At 69.5% G+C, this 19,423-nt stretch carries 21 protein-coding genes; 10 read left to right on the top strand and 11 right to left on the bottom strand.

Going from position 1 to position 19,423, the window contains the following annotated elements; all coding sequences use genetic code 11:
• Nucleotides 1-2 precede the first annotated feature (2 nt).
• A complete protein-coding gene (locus tag QRX50_RS00915) occupies nucleotides 3-665 on the bottom strand; it encodes a YbaB/EbfC family nucleoid-associated protein (protein ID WP_285970099.1) in 663 nt (220 codons plus the stop codon).
• 116 nt (nucleotides 666-781) lie between these two features.
• On the opposite strand from QRX50_RS00915, the gene QRX50_RS00910 reads away from it, so the two are divergent.
• The 5 genes from QRX50_RS00910 (at nucleotide 782) to QRX50_RS00890 (ending at nucleotide 4,506) form a co-directional block, all read left to right on the top strand.
• On the top strand, nucleotides 782-1,408 hold the full coding sequence (locus tag QRX50_RS00910) for a TetR/AcrR family transcriptional regulator (RefSeq protein ID WP_285970098.1): 627 nt from the start codon (nucleotides 782-784) through the stop codon (nucleotides 1,406-1,408).
• Nucleotides 1,409-1,562: 154 nt separating this feature from the next.
• Nucleotides 1,563-2,801, top strand: coding sequence for a cytochrome P450 (locus QRX50_RS00905; RefSeq protein ID WP_285970097.1), 1,239 nt, complete (start codon nucleotides 1,563-1,565; stop codon nucleotides 2,799-2,801).
• A gap of 24 nt (nucleotides 2,802-2,825) precedes the next feature.
• Nucleotides 2,826-3,020: a ferredoxin gene (locus QRX50_RS00900; protein WP_285970096.1), complete on the top strand. Its 195-nt coding sequence runs from the start codon at nucleotides 2,826-2,828 to the stop codon at nucleotides 3,018-3,020.
• A gap of 133 nt (nucleotides 3,021-3,153) precedes the next feature.
• The gene (locus tag QRX50_RS00895; RefSeq protein ID WP_285970095.1) at nucleotides 3,154-3,675 is read left to right on the top strand and encodes a hypothetical protein; all 522 of its coding nucleotides are present in this window, start codon (nucleotides 3,154-3,156) and stop codon (nucleotides 3,673-3,675) included.
• A gap of 45 nt (nucleotides 3,676-3,720) precedes the next feature.
• A complete protein-coding gene (locus QRX50_RS00890; protein WP_285970094.1) occupies nucleotides 3,721-4,506 on the top strand; it encodes a TetR/AcrR family transcriptional regulator C-terminal domain-containing protein in 786 nt (261 codons plus the stop codon).
• 716 nt (nucleotides 4,507-5,222) lie between these two features.
• On the opposite strand, the gene QRX50_RS00885 is transcribed toward QRX50_RS00890, so the two are convergent.
• The 6 genes from QRX50_RS00885 to QRX50_RS00860 all read right to left on the bottom strand — a co-directional run bounded on the left by QRX50_RS00885 (nucleotide 5,223) and on the right by QRX50_RS00860 (nucleotide 12,144).
• Nucleotides 5,223-5,459, bottom strand: a complete 237-nt coding sequence (locus QRX50_RS00885) for a putative acetyltransferase (protein ID WP_285970093.1) — start codon at nucleotides 5,457-5,459, stop codon at nucleotides 5,223-5,225.
• Nucleotides 5,456-5,680 carry a glutaredoxin family protein gene (locus tag QRX50_RS00880; protein WP_285970092.1) on the bottom strand — a complete coding sequence of 75 codons (225 nt, stop codon included), beginning with the start codon at nucleotides 5,678-5,680 and terminating at the stop codon, nucleotides 5,456-5,458. Before QRX50_RS00880 ends, QRX50_RS00885 begins: the two co-directional genes overlap by 4 nt.
• Nucleotides 5,677-7,797 carry a phage holin family protein gene (locus tag QRX50_RS00875; protein ID WP_285970091.1) on the bottom strand — a complete coding sequence of 707 codons (2,121 nt, stop codon included), beginning with the start codon at nucleotides 7,795-7,797 and terminating at the stop codon, nucleotides 5,677-5,679. The genes QRX50_RS00880 and QRX50_RS00875 overlap by 4 nt, the downstream gene beginning before the upstream one ends.
• Nucleotides 7,794-8,387: a DedA family protein gene (locus tag QRX50_RS00870; protein ID WP_285970090.1), complete on the bottom strand. Its 594-nt coding sequence runs from the start codon at nucleotides 8,385-8,387 to the stop codon at nucleotides 7,794-7,796. The genes QRX50_RS00875 and QRX50_RS00870 overlap by 4 nt, the downstream gene beginning before the upstream one ends.
• Nucleotides 8,384-9,172 carry an MBL fold metallo-hydrolase gene (locus QRX50_RS00865; RefSeq protein ID WP_285970089.1) on the bottom strand — a complete coding sequence of 263 codons (789 nt, stop codon included), beginning with the start codon at nucleotides 9,170-9,172 and terminating at the stop codon, nucleotides 8,384-8,386. The genes QRX50_RS00870 and QRX50_RS00865 overlap by 4 nt, the downstream gene beginning before the upstream one ends.
• A gap of 737 nt (nucleotides 9,173-9,909) precedes the next feature.
• The gene (locus QRX50_RS00860) at nucleotides 9,910-12,144 is read right to left on the bottom strand and encodes a terpene synthase family protein (protein WP_353074079.1); all 2,235 of its coding nucleotides are present in this window, start codon (nucleotides 12,142-12,144) and stop codon (nucleotides 9,910-9,912) included.
• 254 nt (nucleotides 12,145-12,398) lie between these two features.
• Between QRX50_RS00860 and QRX50_RS00855 the strand changes: the two genes are divergently transcribed.
• Nucleotides 12,399-12,710: a GNAT family N-acetyltransferase gene (locus QRX50_RS00855; protein WP_285970088.1), complete on the top strand. Its 312-nt coding sequence runs from the start codon at nucleotides 12,399-12,401 to the stop codon at nucleotides 12,708-12,710.
• 13 nt (nucleotides 12,711-12,723) lie between these two features.
• On the opposite strand, the gene QRX50_RS00850 is transcribed toward QRX50_RS00855, so the two are convergent.
• Entirely contained in the window at nucleotides 12,724-13,158 is a 435-nt protein-coding gene (locus QRX50_RS00850) for an SRPBCC family protein (protein WP_285970087.1), read from the bottom strand.
• 272 nt (nucleotides 13,159-13,430) lie between these two features.
• On the opposite strand from QRX50_RS00850, the gene QRX50_RS00845 reads away from it, so the two are divergent.
• From QRX50_RS00845 to QRX50_RS00830, 4 genes are all read left to right on the top strand, one after another.
• The gene (locus QRX50_RS00845) at nucleotides 13,431-14,447 is read left to right on the top strand and encodes a S1 family peptidase (RefSeq protein ID WP_285970086.1); all 1,017 of its coding nucleotides are present in this window, start codon (nucleotides 13,431-13,433) and stop codon (nucleotides 14,445-14,447) included.
• 69 nt (nucleotides 14,448-14,516) lie between these two features.
• Nucleotides 14,517-15,389, top strand: a complete 873-nt coding sequence (locus QRX50_RS00840) for an SCO6745 family protein (RefSeq protein ID WP_285974771.1) — start codon at nucleotides 14,517-14,519, stop codon at nucleotides 15,387-15,389.
• Between the two features lie 535 nt (nucleotides 15,390-15,924).
• The gene (locus QRX50_RS00835; RefSeq protein WP_285970085.1) at nucleotides 15,925-16,893 is read left to right on the top strand and encodes a zinc-binding dehydrogenase; all 969 of its coding nucleotides are present in this window, start codon (nucleotides 15,925-15,927) and stop codon (nucleotides 16,891-16,893) included.
• A gap of 51 nt (nucleotides 16,894-16,944) precedes the next feature.
• Entirely contained in the window at nucleotides 16,945-17,700 is a 756-nt protein-coding gene (locus QRX50_RS00830; protein WP_285970084.1) for an SDR family NAD(P)-dependent oxidoreductase, read from the top strand.
• Here the strand turns inward: QRX50_RS00830 and QRX50_RS00825 are convergent.
• From QRX50_RS00825 to QRX50_RS00815, 3 genes are all read right to left on the bottom strand, one after another.
• Nucleotides 17,697-18,113, bottom strand: coding sequence for a VOC family protein (locus QRX50_RS00825; RefSeq protein WP_285970083.1), 417 nt, complete (start codon nucleotides 18,111-18,113; stop codon nucleotides 17,697-17,699). The genes QRX50_RS00830 and QRX50_RS00825 overlap by 4 nt on opposite strands.
• 73 nt (nucleotides 18,114-18,186) lie before the next feature.
• Complete coding sequence (locus tag QRX50_RS00820) at nucleotides 18,187-18,603, bottom strand: hypothetical protein (protein ID WP_285970082.1); 417 nt, start codon at nucleotides 18,601-18,603, stop codon at nucleotides 18,187-18,189.
• Entirely contained in the window at nucleotides 18,603-19,421 is an 819-nt protein-coding gene (locus QRX50_RS00815; RefSeq protein WP_285970081.1) for a heavy metal-binding domain-containing protein, read from the bottom strand. Before QRX50_RS00815 ends, QRX50_RS00820 begins: the two co-directional genes overlap by 1 nt.
• Nucleotides 19,422-19,423: the final 2 nt, after the last annotated feature.

The raw sequence follows: 19,423 nt of genomic DNA, 5'->3' as shown, positions 1-19,423 counted from the left end.
CGTCACCACGGCTGCATCTCGTCGTCGTCGCCGTCCATGCGGCGGCGGTGCGGGCCCGACTGCGGCCTCGGCTGCTGGTCCGGCCGTGGCTGCGGCGGCGCGGGCGGCCCCGACTGCGGAGCCGGCGGAACGGGAGGCACCGGCGGCGGGGGCATCCGCGGCGGCAGGGGCGGAGGAGGCGCCTGCGGCGGCATTCCGCGCTGCGCGGGCGGCACACCCCCGGCCGGTGGCATCCGCGGCGGGGCGGGCGGCGGCGGGGTGCGGTCCTCGGCCTCGGGCTCACCGGGCTGGCGCGGCGCTTCCTGCGGCTCGTCCTCCTCGGGCTCCGGTGCGGGCAGGAAGGACCGGACCACGTCCATCATCTCGGTGCTGCCGGCCAGCGGCTCGAGCGCGTCGGCGACCTCACGCGACACCTGTCGCTGGGCCTTGCCGTAGGTCTCCATGATGGTGGCGGTGAGCTGGGCTCCGCCGGACGAACGCAGCGCCCGGTCGTCGATGTGCAGGTTCTTCAGCGCGCCGTTGGGGCTGACGGTGACCGTGACCAGTCCGTCCGACGAACGCGCCTTGCCTTCGGCCTCGGTGAGCTTTTCTTGCAATGCAACGCTTTTCGCGCGCATGTCGTCCACACGCCGCTGGAAGTCGTCCAGCCACTCCTGCTCGTCCACCAGGAAAAAAATATCGAGATGTCCGGCCTGCCGGGGTGAACCACAGATGACGGGTCGACGACGAAACGAGGCGGCCCATCCGACGCCCGGGCAGGTCAAACGGTAAGAATGGGCACGTGCCGGAAGAAGTCGAGGTCAGCGCCGGGCGCACCCGGAACAGGTGGGGCGAGGGCGACCGGCTGCGCGGGGAGATCCTCGACGCGGCCAGCCGGCTGCTGTCCGAGCTCGGCGGTGAGGACGGCCTGACGATCCGCGGCGTCGCCCGCGCGGTCGGCATCGCGCCGGCGAGCATCTACCAGCACTTCACGGACCGTTCCGCCCTCGTCGCGGGCTTGCTCGACTACGAGTTCGCGCGGCTGCGCGCCGCGATGGAAGTGGCCGAGGCGGGCGAGGATCCGGCCGACGTCGTCGGCCGCGTGCGCGCGCTGATCCACGCATACTGCCGCTTCGCCATGGACAACCCCGGCCACCACCGGCTGATGATGGCCAACGGCGCCACCCGCGCGACCCCCGACGCGCATCCGCAGGGACCGTTGCCCGATCTCATCGAACTGCTCACGACCGGCTTCGCGCGCTGCGACGCCGCGGGCTTCTCGCTCAGAGTGCCCGCCGAGCGGGCCGGCGTGATCGCGTTCGTCGGCGCTCACGGCCGCGTCGCGCTGTTCCACAACTCGCCCTCGCGGGGCGGCGCCGACTCCGTCCTGCCGTTCGTCGATGAGCTCGTTTCGCTCGTTTTCGGTTGACTCACGGGCGTTTTCTCCCGTTTTCACCCGGCTGCTCTCGGCCGTCCCGGTGATCTTGTGCAGGAAGCTGGGCAACTCTCCACCAGATTGCCTAACATTTGTTCAGTAAGTATCAGAACAATCGTTTGGTAACTCTCCGTAGGAGGAATTTTCGATGACGGAGGCCCTCTCGTCCTCGCCTCGAGTCGAGTCCGACGCTCGTGAGCCCGAGTTCCCGATGTCGCGCGGGCGGTGCCCGTTCGACCCGCCGCCCGAGCTCGAGCGGCGGCTGCACGACGAGCCGGTGTCCCGCGTCCGGATCTGGGACGGCAGCGAGCCCTGGCTGTTCACGCGCTACGAAGACGTCCGCGCGCTGCTTCGCGACTCGCGCGTCAGCGCCGACAGCGACCTGCCGGGCTACCCGCCGCAGTCGCCGGGCGTCGCGGCCCGGCGCAAGCGCGCCAAGGCGTTCATCAGCATGGACGACCCCGACCACGCTTCCCAGCGCCGGATGCTGACCGCCGACTTCATGGTCAAGAAGGTGGAGCGCCTGCGCCCGCACATCCAGAAGATCGTCGACGAGCTGATCGACGACATGCTGGCCGGCCCGAAGCCCGCGGACCTCGTGCAGGCCTTCGCGCTTCCCCTGCCGTCGCTGGTGATCTGCGAGCTGCTCGGTGTGCCGTACGAAGACCGCGAGCTGTTCCACCGCCTCAGCAAGGTGCTGATCTCGCAGGAGGCGACCCCGCAGCAGTCGCTGGACGCGATCGAGGAACTGCTGGCCTACCTGAGCCGGCTGGTGGAGCAGAAGCTCAAGGACCCGGGCGACGACGTGCTGAGCCGCCTCGCGACCGAGCAGGTGGCCGCCGGGACCATGACGGCCGACGACGTCGCCGCGATGGGCCAGCTCCTGCTCGTGGCCGGCCACGAGACCACGGCCAACATGATCGCGCTCGGCACCGTGGCGCTGCTGGAACACCCGGACCAGCTCGACCTCGTGCGCGACGGCGACCCGGCGTTGATCGCCAACGCCGTGGAGGAGCTGCTGCGCTACCTCACGATCGTCCACACAGGACGCCGGCGCGTCGCGCTGGAGGACCTGGAGGTCGCGGGGCAGCAGATCCGCAAGGGCGACGGCCTCATCGCCGCTTCGGACGTCGCCAACCGCGACGCCGAGGCCTTCCCCGACCCGGACAAGCTCGACGTGACGCGCAAGGCCCGCCACCACGTGGCGTTCGGCTACGGCGTGCACCAGTGTCTCGGCCAGCCCCTCGCGCGCGTCGAGCTGCAAGTGGTCTACAGCACGCTCTACCGGCGGATCCCGACGCTGAAGGTGGCGGCGCCGTTGGCGGAGCTGGACTTCAAGAACGACATGCTGGTCTACGGCGTGCACTCGCTGCCCGTGACCTGGTGAAACTTCCGCGAAAGGACGATTGAGATGAAGGTGGTCATCGACCAGGACCGGTGCGTCGGGGCGGGGCAGTGCGTGCTCGCCGCGCCGGAGGTGTTCGACCAGCGCGAGGACGACGGCATCGTCGTGCTGCTGGACGAGAACCCGCCCGAGGAGCTGCACGACCAGGTCCGCGAGGCGGCGCAGATCTGTCCCGCGCTGGCGATCGAGCTAGCGGGGTAATCCAGTCTTTGTAGTCCATTGTGGAACCGGTCGGGCGCCACACGGTGGTGTGACGCCCGACCGGGGAATGTCGTGGTCGGCGCGGTGCTGGCTAGGGTGACTCGTCCTGGTTGCCGGGGAAGGGAAACCCGCCGTGTCGCTCCGCCGTCTCGTGTCCGTGCTGATCGCCGCGCCGGCCCTCCTCGGGGCGGCCGCCGTGCCCGCCTCCGCGTCCATCGCGCCGATCCCGCCGTCGCCGCTGCGGTGCGCCGTGGTCGGTGACGTCGCGGCCACGCTGGACTCCCGCGTCGAGGCCATCGTCGCCGAGATGGGCACCAACCCGAACGCCACGGCGAACCCGGTGGCCTCGGCGTTCAACGACGCCACCGCCGACCTGCCCGCCGCGCCCGCCACGGGCTGCGCCACCGACTCGGCCGCGGCCGACACCGTCGTGCACTCGGTTTTCACGTACGTGCGCGCCGTGAACCGCTTCTCGCCCACGCTCACGCCGACGATCAGCCTCGTCGTGGACCCGAGCGTGAGCAACTTCGTGTACGCCGTGCAGACCGCTTCGCCGGGCACCTACACCGACACGTCGAACGCCATCACCCCGGAGATGCGCGGCGAACTGCTGCAGGGCAAGTACGTGCTGACGGTCACCGCGCTCGGCTTCTGACCCGGGCTTTATGCTGTAAGGAGTCGCCGTCACAGGGGGTTCCTCGTGGTCGTCTTCGCCGGGCAAGGGGACGCCCGCCGCTCGATGGAGCTCCTGTGGCGCAAGGACGTCGCGCCCCGAGGCGGCGGCCCGGGGCCCAAGCCCGGGCTGAGCGTGGACGCCATCGTCGCGGCGGCCGTGGAGATCGCCGACGTCTCGGGCATGGGCGCGCTGTCCATGCGGGCGGTGGGCGAGCGTCTGGGCCGCACGGCCATGGCGTTGTACACGTATGTGCCAGGCAAGACCGAGCTCATCGACCTCATGTACGACCAGACGCTCACCGAGCTGCGCGACGACCACGACCTGTCCGGCGGCTGGCGCTCCGCGATCGCCGCCCTGGCGCGTGAGCTCTGGGACTTCCACCTGCGGCACCCCTGGCTGCTGCAGGTTTCCTACGCCCGCCCGGTACTGGGGCCGGGGGAGTTCCGGATGCAGCAACTGGTGCTGCGGGTGTTGTTCGCGACCGGCCTGCCCGCGGCCCGGGTGCGGTGGCTCGTGGGCGCCCTGCTGAACACGGTCCGCGGCTCGGTTCAGATCGCCGCCGAGTCACGCCAGATCTCCCGCGAGACCGGACTGTCTGAAGAGGACTGGTGGTCCTCGCGGGCTTCGGTGCTGGGGGAGCTGGTGCCGGACTTGGTTTCGCGGTATCCGTTGGTGGGGCAGCTGGGTTCGGAGCAGCCGTCCGTTCCGTCGGATGAGCCTTATCTTGAGCGGGAGGCGCGGCTGAGCCTGGAGTCAGGGTTGGATCTGCTGCTGGATGGTATCGAGGCGGCTCTCGCGCGGGAGAGCTGATTCAGGGCTTGCGCGCTCTTTCGCGATTTGGGTGCCGTGGTGGTCTTGTGTACCCGCCGGGTGGCGCGTGAGGCTGCCACTCGCGCAGTTCGCGTAGACGCCCTCACCGACTCAGCCTTGCCGGCGAACGCGAGTTGCCTCCCGCCTGAAGCTCAGCTGCCGCGCATACAGCTTCGACGACCCTGAGTGTGCCGAAGATCGCCGGCATATCGTCGACGGCACCGCGGCTTGACCCTCTGTAAATCCTTGTCAAGCGGCATTCGCACTTGTCCACAGCGCTGCCACTTGTCCACAGGTTCTGCCGGATTCCCTTGTTACCAATGAGTTCTGTCGGCCCCCCTTGATAGACTGGCAGTGGGACGCCCCCTTAGGGAGGGGCGGGGGTTTGTTCGCGCGAGGCTTGTTGCCCGGCACGGAATGAGTGCGAGGGTGCGGCAACGCTGCGGTGGAAGCGGGGTCCTCGGCGGCCCAGCCATACGTGGGCGGAGCGCCACGGCGGGGCCAAAAATCCGTCGCGACGCTGAGAAATAGCGCTGACGGGCTAGCGCGCACTGCGCCGCTCGTTTGGATGTCGCGGCGACCTGGGCCGGTCAGCCGTAGCTAATGCGTCGGTAGCTGGCAGGCGTTGTTCGGTTGTGTGAGAGGGCTGAGCCACGATAAGTCTCTATGAGGGAGTGGCTATGGTCCGTCTGCCGATTGAAGGGCACCTATCGTCGTCACAGGTCGGCGGGCGGCGGGCCACTCGATTTCGGACGGCGGCGCTCCGGAGCGGGCGGCACCGGCTTCGCCGCGACAACCTCGGACAGCGGAACCACCACGAGGCCACGCTTCGTTTCCACTGTGCACGAGGAAGAATCGCGGTCCCGCAGCTCGCCGAGGGCGTCCGTGAAGCCGCCTTCGACGCGGTAGCGGACGACGACGCGGGTGCCCAGCGGCAGGTCCAGCAGGATCACAGGCGCGCCGAGAGTTCGTCGTCGCTCGGCTCGACCAGGTGAGTGCCGTCGCCGAAGACGATGGTGGGGATGCGGCGCGCGCCGTCTTGCAGGGAGCGCACCAGTGCCTCGGCGGTCGGGTCCGCCTCGACGTCCACGTAGTCGTACGCCACGCCGCGGGAGTCGAGCAGCGCACGGCTGCGTTTGACGTCCGGGCACCAGCTCGCGCCGTACACGATCATGAAGCCACCTCCGAAACAGCAACCGAAGCAGACGAAGCGGGCACCCCGTGACCCAGGAACGTCAGCCAGTCCTTGAAAACGTGGTGCACCGCCTCCGCCCCGACGGGTTCGCCGGGCGCCGGGAACGAGCGCGGGTGCAGGATGAAGCCGCGCTGCTGCGGGCCGCCGAGGGCGCCGTGAGACCCGACGTGCCGCTCGAACGGCGACGACTGGTCCGACTCCGGGTCGTAGCGGCTGTTGATCATGACGTCCGCGCAGTGCGGGAACGTGTCGACGCGCTTCACCAGCTCGTCGGCGTACGGGCCGTAGTCCGCCAGCGGGTCCTCGCCGATCACGACGCCCGTGGCGAGGCGCTTCAAGCCGTCGCGGCCGAGGACGACCGGGCCGAACTCCGAGCTGTGCACCAGCATGAACCCGACGCCGTCGTGGTCGACCAGCGTCGGCAGCAGGTTCGGGTACTCGCGCTCGATCGTCTCCAGGTCCACACGGCCCTCGTGCTCGGTGAACGACACCATCGCCAGGTGCCCGGACACCACGCAGACCACGCCGGGCGCCACGCGCGTGACCTCGCCGGGCGAGCCGCTCGTGGTGCGCGGCCGGTTCTCCGCGCACTCGGCGTCCTCGACGCGCGAGCGCAGCCGGCGCGCGATCAGGCCGCCGGTGGTGGTCGCCTCGGCGAGCGCCGCGTTGACCTGCCAGCTCTCGGCCTGCCGGCGTTTGCCGTGCTCGGCCACCGGAGCGCCGCCGCACAGGCGTCCGACCAGGGCTTCCATCGTCTCGCCGAAGCGGTCGACGAACGCCTGGCCCTGGGTCTGGCCGTGGTCCGACAGCCCGACGATGTGGTAGCGCCGCGGTGCGATGCGGCTCGTGCGCAGCAGCCGCGCGAACTGCTGGTCGATCGAGCGCAGCACCTCGAGGGTGTCGAACCGCTCGATGCCGGAGTGGTGCGCCACCTCGTCGTAGCCGAGGAAGTCCGCGTACACCACTGGCCGGCCCGCCAGCATGTCGCCGATGATCGCGGAGACGACCACGTCGCGCGCGATCACCGTGGTGCCCGGGCGCGCGAGCGGGTAGAAGCCGCCGCGCGGGATCCGCGGCACCACGCCGGCGCGACGCTGCTTGGCGGCCGCGGACAGCTCGCGGAAGACGTCGATGAGGGCCACGCCGAACGTCCGCAGCACGTTGACCGGGTTCGCGAAGTACGCGCGGTAGCCGGCGCCGACGGAGTCGTGGCGCGGGCCGCGGACCTTGCGCGGCACCAGGACCGGGATGGAGCTCATCGTGAGGCTCACGTGCTCGGCGTCGCCGGAGAACAGGTTGCCGTGGCTGGCGCCGTCACCCGCGAGCAGGCCGCCCCCGTTGGTGTGGCGGCGCTCGATCTCGGCCGCGTCACTCGGGTGCGCGCACGCCATCACGTGGTCGCGGTCCTTCTCGTACCAGCGGAACCCGAGGATGTCGTGGTTGGAGCCGTGCAGGATGCCGCACACGCTGGCGCCGGTTTGCGAGCTCCAGTCGGTGTGCCAGCGCGTGAGCGAATGCGTGCCCTCGGACAGCCACGCGGCGAATGTCGGCATGTCCCCGTCGCGCACAGCGCGGCGCACGGTGTCGTAGCCCAGCCCGTCGATCTGCAGGAAGACGACGCCGGGTGGCTCCTCGGCGAGGTGCTCACCGGGCGCGTGCTTGCGCCGGCGGCGCGCGGCCCGGCGGAAGAAGATCTCGTCCTCGTCCACGGCGAGCGCGCTCGAGATCAGCGCGCCCACAGCCGACATCACGACCGTGATGATCACCGCCGCACCGAAGTCGTTCAGCTCGACGCCCGGCACAGCCTGCAGGATCGCCAACGTCGCCGCGCCCAGCAGCAGGTACGTGCCCACGCCGAGCGTGAAGTACGCGATCGGCCACGCGACCCGCACCACCCACGGCCACACCACGGACGTGAGCAGCCCGAGGATCAGCGCGCACACGGTGGGCTGCCACCACGACTGCATGCTGAACCCGTCGAGCCACATGTCGAGCAGCCGCAACGCGCCCGTCACCGCGGCCCACACCAGCACCACGCGGGCGACGACCCGGCCGCCGCCCAGCAGGCGCCCCTTCGACGGAGCGGGTGTCGTCACTGATGTCCTCCAGTCCGTTCGGCTGCCCGCGCACGCAGCTTGCTGATCACCGTCAACAACACGGTCACCAGCAGCACGAGCACGGTGGCCAGCAGCGTGGCGATCAACGGCGAATCGAAGATGCCGCCGCTCAGGATGCCGAGCAGAGAATAGGCAACGGCCCACAACACACAGGCCACGAGCCCCGCCGGCAGCAGCTTGCGCCACGGGTACCCCAGCGTCCCGGCGGCGAGCAGTACCGGGATGCGCCCGGCCGGCACGAGCCTTCCGATGACGACGAGCTGCCAGCCCCGGTGCGCGAACTGCTCCCGGCCCTTGGCCAGTCTTTCCGCTTGCTGGCGCTTCTCCACCCAGCGCAGCAGCGGCTCGCTGCCGAACCTGGGCACGGCGAACGTCAGCACGTCCCCGAGGTAGGCGCCGGCGATCGCCAGCAGGATGACCAGGGGGAGTGAGAGGTGATCCGTCGTCGTCGCGACCGCCGCCGCCGCCCCCACGAGCGCTCCCGTCGGCACGATCGGGATCACCGACCCCAGCAGGACCCCGCCGAACAGCGCCGGGTAGCCGATGGCCGACGGGTCCGCCCAGTTCACGCCCGTTCCTCGGGGGCGGGCAAGGTCACTTCGGCACCGGGCCGCGTGATCAGGACGTCCGTCGGCAGGCCGGCTTCGACCACGTGCTCGGCGAACGTTTCCGGCGGTTCTACGAGGAGCTTCTTCATCTGCTTCGTCAAGTGGATCCCGGGGACGGCCAGCGTGCCCCAATGGACGGGGACGACTGCTGCGGCTTTGAGCAACCCTGCAGCCACGGCGGCTCGCTCCGGCGTGAGGTGCCCGGGACCGAGGTTGGGGCCCCATCCCCAGACGGGGAGCAGGGCGACGTCGACGGGGCCGAGCTGCTTCATGCCTTCGAAGAGGTCGGTGTCTCCGGCCGAGTAGACCCTGGTGCCGTCCGCCTCGAGGAGGTGACCGAGCGCCGGGCTCTGCGGCCCGTGGGTGAGCCGCGGTCCCCAACGGTGGCCGGAGTGGATGGCTTCCGTCGCGGTGATGTGGAGGGCGCCGTCCTGGATGGTTTCTCCGGGGGCGATCTCTTCGACGTTGTGGACTCCATGCTTCCTCAGCCACGCGCCGGCGCCCCTCGGGACGACGATCCGCGCCCTGCTGAGCAGCCGCAGCGAGGGGAGGTGCAGGTGGTCCCCATGCAGGTGAGAGACGAGGACGGTGTCCACTTCAGCCCAAGCCGACGAATCGGGCAACGGCACCACTCGCGTCAACGGCCCGACACGCTTTGTGAGCACCGGGTCCGTCAGCACCACCCGTCCACCGAGCTCCACTCGCGTCGTCGCGTGGCCGAGGAAGTGCAGGTTCAAGCCTCTCACGCTTCGAGTATCACCTGATGAGGGCGAAAACGCCCGGAGGAGTGGTGGGTTGCACCCTGATCGGGTTGGCCTTGGGCACGGTCTCTGCCCGGTGGGTCCGCTCCGCAGCTCAGCCACCTCCAGGGCCCGGCTCGGCGGGCCAACCATCTACCCAACGGCCACCTCCCGACCGTCACGCAGCTCAACCACCCACAGCACGGACCGGCAAGACCGCCAACCATCTACCCAACGGCCACCGATCGGCAGACACGACTCCCAACCCAACCACCCGACAAAGCCGTCGATATCTCCGGCTAACCTTCCCCCGGCCGGCCCCGGCGAAGCACTTTCTTCTACGGGACTTGCTTTGTGTCAAGGTACTCTTTCCCGCCTTGACACAAAGCAAGTCCCGTAGAACCATTGAGTGCAGCGGGGGCTAGCCATCTGCATCTTCTTTTGATCTTTGGCTTTTAAAGATCAAAATATTAAAAGATAAAAGATGACCTGCGAATAGCTCCCCGAAGTTCAATTGTCACGACGGCTCGGGGTAGCTTGTCAATGCGGGAAAGAGTACCTTGACAAGCTACCCCGAGCCGTGTTGGTTCACCTTCGTCGGGGGCCGGCCGGGGGAAAGGTCGGGGGTTGGTTGAGGGGATCTTGGGTTGGGTGGGCCCGCTGTCTGTTGGGTGGGTGGGTGGGTTTGGCTGACGTTGAGTGGGTGGTTCAGGAAAGCCGGGTGGGTGCTTGTTTTTGGTGGGTTACCTGGCGGCGGGGAGGATGGAAGAGATCCGCAGTGCGCCTGTGCCCAGGCCTGTTGGGCCTGTTGAGAAGGCTGGTGTGGTGGGGGCGTCCTCCGGGGCGCCGGGGCGGCGGCGGATTTCTTCTTCGGTGTACCTGGCGCAGCCTTCGTGCCAGTTCAGGATGCCGACCATCCAGTCCTTCAGTTCGTCCGCGTAGGCGGTCAGGGCGATTTGGACGTCGTCGTTGAGGGAGAAGTCGGAGAACAAGCCGGGTAGGCCGACTTCGACGGAGTGTTCGAATTCCTTCATGCGGGCGGTCATCAGGTCGTTGACGATTTCGAATGCGGTCTGTTCGTCCACGTCAAGGAAGTTGCGTACCACGAGTACTGAGTTGTGGAGCTCGCCTTCGTACTGGATTTCTTTCTTGTACGAGAACACGTCGTTCAGCAGGCAGGCGTAATCCATTGCCGAGTGTTCGATGGCCTGGATCGTGCGGGTTCGGTAGATCTCCGGTGGCACCACTCGGCCGTGGGAGATCCGGGACAGGCTCATGGTCAGGTCTGAGCCGAAGGTCTTCCGGCGCATTTCCACGTAGTCGATCGGGTCCGGGATTCGGTTTTCGGCTTGGTTGGCCAGTTCCCAAAGCCAGCTGTCGCACATGTCGACAACGGCCTTGCGGAAGGCGCGGCGGAACTCCAGGCTCATCGGGCCGGCCGTCCGCTGCCACAGGTCGGCGAGGCCGGTCTCCAGGGAGCTCTCGGGAGGTGGTATCGGCTCGTCCTCGAGGGGCATGAAGAGCTTGAAGCGTTCGGTCGCGACCTTCGCCGCGCCCAGGTTGCGGGAAGCCCCGAAGACGACGGGGTAGTAGTCGTCCCCGTAGGTGCCCCAGGCCAGCCAGGCGCTGGTCAGGTCGAGTTGCTCGGGTGACGCATCCGGGTGGATGCCGGCCGAGCACAGGGGGAGGTCCATGGCGCGCATCTTGTGCTCGTCCCAGACGACGCCGTCGAGGAAGCCCATCGAGGTGCACCAGTCGGCCAGGTTTTCGCGGGCGGTGGCCAGGTGGGGGCTCAGGCGGAGCTCGAAAGGCATGTAGATGTCGGGCCGGGCGATGGGGCCGACGATCTCGTGCGGCTGGTGGGAAAAGGACCGTAGACGCTGGGGGGCGGTGGCCACCAGGGAAGAGAAGATGCGGGCGGCCGAGGTGCCCAGGCCGGTGGCGCCGCCGAGCAGCTCTGGGCCGCCACGGGAGTCGAGGGCGCCTTCGTTCATGTAGCGGCTGGAGCGCAGGTGCCATTCGTGGCCGCCGGATTGCCAGTCCTGGAGGCCCTTGACGTAGGCGAAGGTCTCGGCGCGGCCGGACAGGTCGACTGCGTGTTCGTCGAAGAGGGCCGGGACCTCGGTGAGGGCGGTGTGTTCGAACTGGCGCAGCCGGGACGTCAGCAGATCGTTGACGGCGTCGGCGGCTTCCTGGGTGGTGCGGCCGAGGAACTTCTCGAAGACGAGTACGCCGTTGGAGAGCTCGCCTTCGTCTTCGACCTCGCGTTGGTAGGAGAACAGATCGTTGCGGAGGTGGACGGCGTCGGCGAAGCAGTCGCGCAGGACTTCCATGGGGCGGGAGGCGGCGATGGCGTCGGGGACCTCGGCGTGGACCGAATGCTCGATGAGGTTCGCCGACCAGGGCGCGCCGCCGACTTTGCGGCGCATTTCGATGTATTCGATGGGGTTGGAGACGCGGCCCTCGTTGATGTTGGCGAGTTCCCACAGGGACTCGTCCAGCAGGTTGCGCGTGCTTTCGACGAACCGGCGGCGCCAGCCCTCCGAGCGATGGGGGACGGTGCGGTTCCACAAGTCCTCGAGGCCGCGCTCGACGGGGTTCTCCGCGGTGGCCGTGATGGCGCCCGTGACCGGCATGAACAGGGCGATCCGGTCGAGGTAGGCGCGGGCGCTGTCGATGTCGCCGGTGCGTTTGAACAGCTCCAGGAAGTGGTCGTCGAAGTAGAAGACCCAGACGTACCAGTCGGTGATGAGGTCGAGCTCCGTGGCGCCGGCGTCCGGGTGCGTGTAGGCGCAGAGCAGCGCGTAGTCGTGGGAGTCGAAGTCGTGTTCGTCCCAGATCACGGTGCCGTGCTGGGGGACGTCGATCATGTCCATCGTGTACGCCCATGCCTTGCTGTGCTCCCGCGCACCGCCGAGGTGCGGGCTCAGCCGGGCCGGGTAGGGCATGTAGAACTCGGGCAGAACGAACGGCTGCACAGCGCGGTCCTGGCCTTCCCAGTGGTGGTCACCGACCCAGAGAATCAACCAAACGCGCCCGGCGCCTCGGAAGGTCCGGGCGGGCGTTCCACCCGATCGCCCACACCGTGTCGCCCGGGCGGCCCAGCCCGGATCACCTGTGGGTCGTTTCCCGCGCCGCGGCATCATTCTTCGGTGAAGATCACGGGGACGCCCGGAAGTACGGCAGGCTGTCCGGCGTTCACCTGAATGCCCGGACTATTGAGGAGCGACGAATGAGCGACGAGACCCGCGTGGTCCGCAACGACGAGAAACACCGCTACGAGGTGTACGCGGACGACCAGCTGGCCGGCTTCACGCAGTACCTCCTGCGCGGCGACCAGACGGTGTTCACCCACACCGAGATCGACAAGGCCTTCGGCGGCCGCGGCCTCGGCACCACGCTGGCCACGCACGCGCTCGACGACGTCGTGGCCAACGGTGGGGTGATCGTGCCGGTTTGCCCGTTCATCGCGGCGTTCCTGCGCAAGCACACCGGCTACGAAGAGCACGTCCGGTGGCCGGAAGGCACCTCCGCCGCGCAGTGAGTCCCTTGTGGACTCAGCCGAGCCGCTCGGCGAGGATGCCCGCGCGGGCGAGCTGCACCGCGCGGGCCCGTGAAGCGGCGAAGCGAAGCAGGCCCGGCGGCGTGTGCAGCCGCAGCGTGTCGGTGACGCGCGTGCTGCCGCCGTCGGGCTCGAGGTCGAACCGGTAACCCATCCGCACGCCGCCGGGCGACACCACGTCGCCGTGCACTGCCGCCGAGCCGGTGGTGCGGAGCGTGACGACGATCGGGTTGTCGTGGCGCAGGAAACCGAAGAAGCGGAACCGCTCCACCGCGGTGTACCGCGTCAGCTCCCCTTCCCGCGCGACATCGCGCACCTGGACCACCAGCGGCGACAAACCGACGTAGTTCGCCGGCTCCGCGAGATGGGCGACGACGGCCACGGGCGGTGCGGCCACGGTGAACACGTGGCGCAGCTCGGTGTCGGGCACGCGCCGACCTTAACCGGAAGCCCCGCCCCGAGATTGTCCCGTGGCGCCCAGCGGGTAACCCATCCCGGTGAACGGTGCGGTCGCACGGCTGTTCGGCCTAGCGTCCCTGAGCCGAACGGGTGCGGCAGTCCGATTTGCCCGGATGAATTGGTTATTAACCAACCTTCGTCGGTAGTGCGTTGGTTGCCTGGCAACAAAAGTGTGGGGAGTCCCACCGTGGTCGCGCGAGCCGTTCGCGCAGGATCCGTCCAGCTCAACTGGAGGAAGATTCGATGACTTCCCGGAAAACGTTCGTCGCCGGTTTCACCGTGTTCTCGGCGGCGGCGCTCACCGCCGGCCTTTGCGTGAACGCCGCTTCGGCCAGCCCGCTCGCCTTCGCGCAGATGCAGGCCCAGGCCATCACCCAGGCGACGCAGGTCGTCGACAGTCTCGGCCAGTCGGGCGGTGGCATCTACCTCGACAACGGCAAGGCCATCGTCAACGTCATCGACGCGACCGCCCAGCAGAAGGCCGAAGCCGCCGGCTTCGCCACGAAGCTGGTGAAGCACAGCTTCGCCGCGCTGACCAACGCCAAGAACTCGCTCGACGCCGTGAAGAACGTGCCGCAGACCGCGTGGGGCATCGACACCAAGAACAACCAGGTCGTCGTGAAGATCTACGACGCCGCCTCGAAGGCCACCGTCGACAAGGTCACCGCGGCCGCCGCGAAGCTGGGCGACTCCGCCCGCATCGAGCACCGTGCCGGCAAGCTGTCGACCTACATCGCCGACGGTGACTCGATCAACAACGGCCAGTTCACCTGCTCCCTCGGCTTCAACGTCACCCGTGGCGGCGAGCCGATGATGCTCACGGCCGGCCACTGCACCAACGAGGGCGGCACCTGGTCCGGTGGCGACGTCTCCGGCGCCCAGGTGGTGGAGAGCGACTGCCCCGGTGCGGACTCCGGTCTGCTGACCCGCCCGAACGGCACGGGTGACGGCGCCATCAACACCGGCCAGGAGATCACCAGCGCCGGCACGCCGACCGTCGGCGAGCAGATCCAGAAGCAGGGCCAGACCACCGGCGGCGGCAGCGGCGAGGTCACCTCGGTCGACGAGTCCGTGAACTTCGACGTGGGTGTGCTCAACCACGAGTTCGGCACCACCGCGCACACCGACCACGGTGACTCGGGCGGCCCGGCGTACGACGGCTCGAAGGGCCTCGGCACGCTGTCCGGCGGCGACACCGTGACCAGCTACTTCTACCCGCTGACCCTCGAGCTGCAGTCCTACGGGCTCGAGCTCGCCTGACAATCGGTTTACTCGAAGGCCCCTTCACCGCGCGGTGAAGGGGCCTTCGTCGTGCGTACGCTGACCGGCATGGTCGTCCTGGAGCCGAATTCGAGCCTGGCCAGGCGGTTCTGGGTCGCGCTGGAGCCGCTGCACGCCGTCGTCTACTTCGCACCCGAGCCCGCCGCGGCGGCGAAGGAAGTGGGCCTGCGCGGCTGGTGGATGGGGTACTTCGCGGGCCGCGCGGCGCCACTGGGCCCGATCGGGCCGGGGCCGGTCACGTCGATGTTCTACGGCTTCGCGCCGGGGATGGTTGCGCGCGCCCTGCCCGACGCGTGGACGTTCGCGAAGCCGGAAGACGTGCTGCAGAGCCGGATTCTCGCCGTGGAAGCCGCTTTGACGCGGTTGCTGCCGCCGGGCGCCGAACTCGCCGAACTCGACGAACTGGCCGTGCTGCTCGAACGCGCCGTCGCCGGCTGCCGCTTCGACGGCCGTCCGCTCGCTGCGGCGTGGGCGTCGGCCGAACCCCCCGACCGTCCGCTCGCCCGCCTCTGGCTCGCCACCTGCGCCCTGCGGGAACACCGCGGCGACGGCCACGTGCTCGCCGGTGTGTCCGCCGGGCTGTCCGGTCTCGACGCGAGCCTCACCCACATCGCCGCCGGCGCCACGACCCGCGAGCTCGTCCAACGCGCCCGCGGCTGGACCGACGAGGAGTGGGCCGGGTCGACGGCGCGCCTGCTTTCCCGTGGCCTCCTCGACTCCGCCGGCCGGCTCACGGCGAGCGGTGCCGCCGTCCGCCACGACGTCGAGGAGATGACCGACCGCCTGGCCACCGACCCGCTCGACGCGCTCGGCCCGGCCGCCGTGGACCGCGCGCTGGAGCTGGCCGAACCCCTCAGCCGCGCGGTCGTCGACGCGGGTGGCCTGCCGATCCCGAACCCCATGGGCGCCGTCCGGCCGTAGCACGGAGAAACCGCGGCTCGGTTCTCGAGTCGCGGGCCGTGCGGTGTCCGCCGGCGGTCTCGTGGACCGTGCGCGGACACCGCCGTCCTCAGTCGGCGAGTGGCGCGGGGGCGTTGCGGCCTCGCAACAGGTCGTACTGGCAGTACAACTCGTGCGCCTCGTCCTCGTAACGGCGCTTGGCCTGCAGGTACGGCCGCACGGTCTCGCTGTAGTGACGCAGGTCGTCCTGTTCCAGACTGTCCGATCCGGACGGTCCCGCCGACGTCGACGCGGTCGCCCAGCAGCTGCTGAACCTGGGGGTTAATGCGGTCTGTGTCGTGGAAGAATTCAGGTGCAGGCTCCGCACGGTCACCGTGAGCAAGGACATCGAGGGCCCCGCAGTTCTCCTTGATGACATGCCGAGTTCTCGCGAAAGATTCCCGGCAGCGCTGATACACCAGCTGTTGAAGGTAGGTCGCGACTTCACGGAAGAAGCGCTGGATTACGCAGTGACAGCCAGGGCCACGCGATCCTCACCGCTGGTAGCTTCGCCTGAGTGAAGGCTGCGTTCGTCGGGAAGCCCGGCCCAGTCGAGGAAATCCGCTTCGGCGAGCTCCCCGATCCCGTGCCGGCGCTCGGTGAGGTGCTCGTCGACGTCGTCGTGAGCACCGTGAACCCCGTGGACACGTTCGTGCGCAACGGGATGTGGCCGGTGCCGGGGCCGTGGCCGCTCGTGCTGGGGCGCGATTTCGTCGGCCACGTCGTGGACGCGGCGAACGGGTTCGCGGCCGGGGAGACGGTGTGGGGCAACAGCCTCGGGCACGGCGGACGGCAGGGCGCGGCGGCCGAACGCGTGGCAGTGGCGGCGGATCGGCTGTACCGCCTGCCCGCCGGGGTCGATCCGTTCGACGCCGTGGCCGTGCTGCATCCCGCGACCACGGCGTACCTGGCGTTGTTCACGCACGGTGGGTTGCGCGCGGGCCAGACCGTGCTGGTCGTCGGGGGTGGCGGCAACGTCGGGACCGCGTTGATCGAGCTCGCCGCCGCGGCGGGTGCGCGAGTGGTGGCCACGGCGTCGGCGGCGGATCTGGGCCATTGCCTGTCCCGCGGCGCCGACGTGGCGCTGGACTACCGCAGGACCGACCTGCCGGACGGCATCGACCTCTTCGTGGACACTTCCGGCACCAACGACCTCGAAACCGCCGTGGCACACCTGAGTTTCCGCGGTCGGATCGTGCTGCTCGCGGGGCCGCGCAGCCGTCCGGTGCTGCCCGCCGGTGAGCTGTACCTGAACGACCAGTCCGTGGTCGGGTTCGTCATCTCCCGGGCGACGGCCGCCGAGCTCGCCGACGCGGCGGCGGCGCTGAACGAGCGGTTCGCCGCCGGTGGCCTGCGTCCGCGGGTGGTGGAGCGCGTGCCGCTCGCCGAAGCGGCCGACGCGCACGGCCGGATGGAACGCGGTGAGCTGCACGGGCGCCGGATCGTGCTCGTCGTCAGAAACGTCGCGGATCCTGTCGATTCGTGAGCGCCTCGTTCGACGCACGGGTGGAAGCGGAACCCGACGAACGGAGAGCCCATGCTGCTCGAAGGCAAGAACGCAGTGGTCTACGGCGGTGGCGGAGCGATCGGCGGCGCCATCGCGCGCGGGTTCGCCGAGGAGGGCGCGCGCGTCTTCCTGGCCGGCCGTACGCGCGCGAAGCTCGAGAAGGTCGCCGACGAGATCCGCGCGGCGGGCGGGCGCGCCGACGTCGAGGAGCTCGACGCCCTGGACGAGCAGGCGGTCGATCAGCACGCCGACGCCGTGGTCGCCGCCGGCGGCAGCCTCGACATCTCGGTCAACGTCATCACCCACGGCGACGTGCAGGGCACCCCGCTGCTGGAGATGTCCTTGGCCGACTACGAACAGCCCGTGGTCACCGCCGTGCGCACCACGTTCCTCACCATGCGCGCCGCCGGCCGCCACATGAAGCGCCAGCGCGGCGGCGTCGTACTCGTCTTCGGCGGCGACGGGGACCCGGTGCGCACCCACCCGGTCGGCGGCCTGCAGGTGGCGTTCGCCGCGCTGGAGGCCATGCGCCGGCAGCTCGCCGCGGAGCTGGGCGGCTACGGCGTCCGCACCGTCACCCTCCGGTCCGGTGGCGTGCCCGAATCGCTCCCCGCGGACTTCGCGCACGCCGACGCGGTCACGGACGAGATCGCGAAAACCACCCTGCTCGGGCGGCCCGCGACGCTCGCGGACGTCGGCGCGGTCGCCGCGTTCGTGGCCTCCGACCGCGCCCGCACCATGACCGCCGCGACGGCCAACGTCAGCTGTGGCGCACTCGTGGACTAACTGTTGCCGCGCGCCGAGATCTGCTGCACGGCCCAGGCGTTGCCGTCGGGGTCGGAGAAGTGGAAGAAGCCGATGTTGTCGAGGTCTTCGGGCCGGCCCGTGGCCGGGTCGGGCCCGAGGAGCTGGATCTCGCTGACGTCGACGCCGCCCGCGAGCAGCGTCTCGCGGGCGCGCGGCAGGTCGGCGACCACGAGCTGCAGGCCCTTGAGCGAGCCGGGCGGCATCGGGGGCACCACGCCCTCGCCGACAACGATCGAGCACCCGGAGCCGCGCGGGGTCAGCTGCACGACTCGGGCGCCGGGCCCCACCACGGTGTCGTGGTCGACGTGGAAGCCGCACTGCTCGCCGTAGAACGCCTTGGCGCGGTCCACATCGGACACGGGAACGATGACGACCTCGAGTGTCCAGTCCATCCCCGATGTCTAACCGGGCAAACCGGGCGGGTCAAGGTTCGGCGGTTCAACCACGCTGGTCAAAAGGCTGGCGTCAGCTGCCGAGAAATCGCGACAAGGCCTCCCGCGCCTTCGCATCCCGCGAAGCCAGCGCCTGCAGCTCCTCGGCGAGCACCGTCACCCATTCCTCGACGTCGGTGTCCCGCCGGCTGATCACGACCCCGCGCACCACCTGGCGAATCTCACCCGTGACCCCACCGGACCGCCCGGCCGTGAGCACGAGCAGCTGGTGCGGCGTCGACACGCGTACCTCCACCGGCTGCCCGAGGCGCCCGGCCACGCGGTCGGCGAAGCTGCGCCGCCGGTCGATCTCGACCATGCCCGGCGGGAGAGCGGAGCCGAGGGTCTCGGACAGCACACGCGTGTAGGACTCGACGTCGGCGCGATCGGCGCGCAGCGCGGCCACCAGGAGATGGAATTCGCCGGCCGGGCCGAGCTCTGACCCGGACATCAGTCGGTGAGGGGCAGCACGAGCTGCGGCTTGGTGATGCGGTGGTCGGGGCGCAGTGGCTTCACGGCAGTGCCGATGGCGAAGAACTCCGTCGTGTGCCCGCCCCATCGATGCGGCAGTGACAGCAACTGCACCCCCACGATGCCCTCGGCGTGCAGCTGCTCGGCCTCGGCCTGCATGCGTGACATCGCCAGCTCACGCGCGTCGTAGAGGGCCTCGGTGTACTGCGGGATCTCCACGTTCTGCCCGATGTTGCTCATCGCCTGGCGGAAGCGCTGGTGTGCGATGTGATAGACGCAGGTGCCCATCACCATGCCCAGCGGCGCGTACCCGGCCTGCACGAGCGTCCAGAAGTCCTGGCCGGACAGATCGGACGTGAACGGCTTGCCGGTGTTGTTGCGCCACTCGCCGGGCTCGTCGGCCTTCACCGCGGTGCCCACGGCGATGAACTCGGCCAGGTCGCTGCCAAACTCCTTGAACTCGATCTCCAGGCGCACGGCCACGATCCCGTCGGCGCCCAGCAGGTCGGCCTCGGTCTCCATGCGCGTCATCGCGAGCTCGCGCGCGTGGTACATCGCGGCCGACAGGCGGTCCATCTCCTGGTTCTTGCTCCAGCGTCCCATCTGGAACCCGACGTGGTAGATGCTCGATCCGAGCACCAGGCCCAGCGGGCGGAAGCCGGCCTCGCGCACGAGGAGGAACTCGTTCACGCTCAGGTCGGACGTGAACAGGCTCGTCGCCTGTCCCGGCCGCATCTCGGCGAGCCGGCGCATCGCATCTTCCGGGATCTGCTGTGCGGCGGGGTCCGTGGTCGTCACAG

The sequence above is a fragment of the Amycolatopsis sp. 2-15 genome, assembly GCF_030285625.1.
In the GTDB taxonomy this organism is placed as follows: Bacteria; Actinomycetota; Actinomycetes; order Mycobacteriales; family Pseudonocardiaceae; genus Amycolatopsis; species Amycolatopsis carbonis.
The sequence above is the reverse complement of the archived record's forward strand: the minus strand, read 5'-3'. Positions and strand labels throughout refer to the sequence as shown.

Coding starts and splice junctions, on each gene's coding strand:
- QRX50_RS00905 (WP_285970097.1), top strand. CDS start 1,563: ATGACGGAGGCCCTCTCGTCCTCGCCTCGAGTCGAGTCCGACGCTCGT.
- QRX50_RS00900 (WP_285970096.1), top strand. CDS start 2,826: ATGAAGGTGGTCATCGACCAGGACCGGTGCGTCGGGGCGGGGCAGTGC.
- QRX50_RS00880 (WP_285970092.1), bottom strand. CDS start 5,680: ATGATCGTGTACGGCGCGAGCTGGTGCCCGGACGTCAAACGCAGCCGT.
- QRX50_RS00855 (WP_285970088.1), top strand. CDS start 12,399: ATGAGCGACGAGACCCGCGTGGTCCGCAACGACGAGAAACACCGCTAC.
- QRX50_RS00845 (WP_285970086.1), top strand. CDS start 13,431: ATGACTTCCCGGAAAACGTTCGTCGCCGGTTTCACCGTGTTCTCGGCG.
- QRX50_RS00840 (WP_285974771.1), top strand. CDS start 14,517: ATGGTCGTCCTGGAGCCGAATTCGAGCCTGGCCAGGCGGTTCTGGGTC.
- QRX50_RS00830 (WP_285970084.1), top strand. CDS start 16,945: ATGCTGCTCGAAGGCAAGAACGCAGTGGTCTACGGCGGTGGCGGAGCG.
- QRX50_RS00825 (WP_285970083.1), bottom strand. CDS start 18,113: ATGGACTGGACACTCGAGGTCGTCATCGTTCCCGTGTCCGATGTGGAC.
- QRX50_RS00820 (WP_285970082.1), bottom strand. CDS start 18,603: ATGTCCGGGTCAGAGCTCGGCCCGGCCGGCGAATTCCATCTCCTGGTG.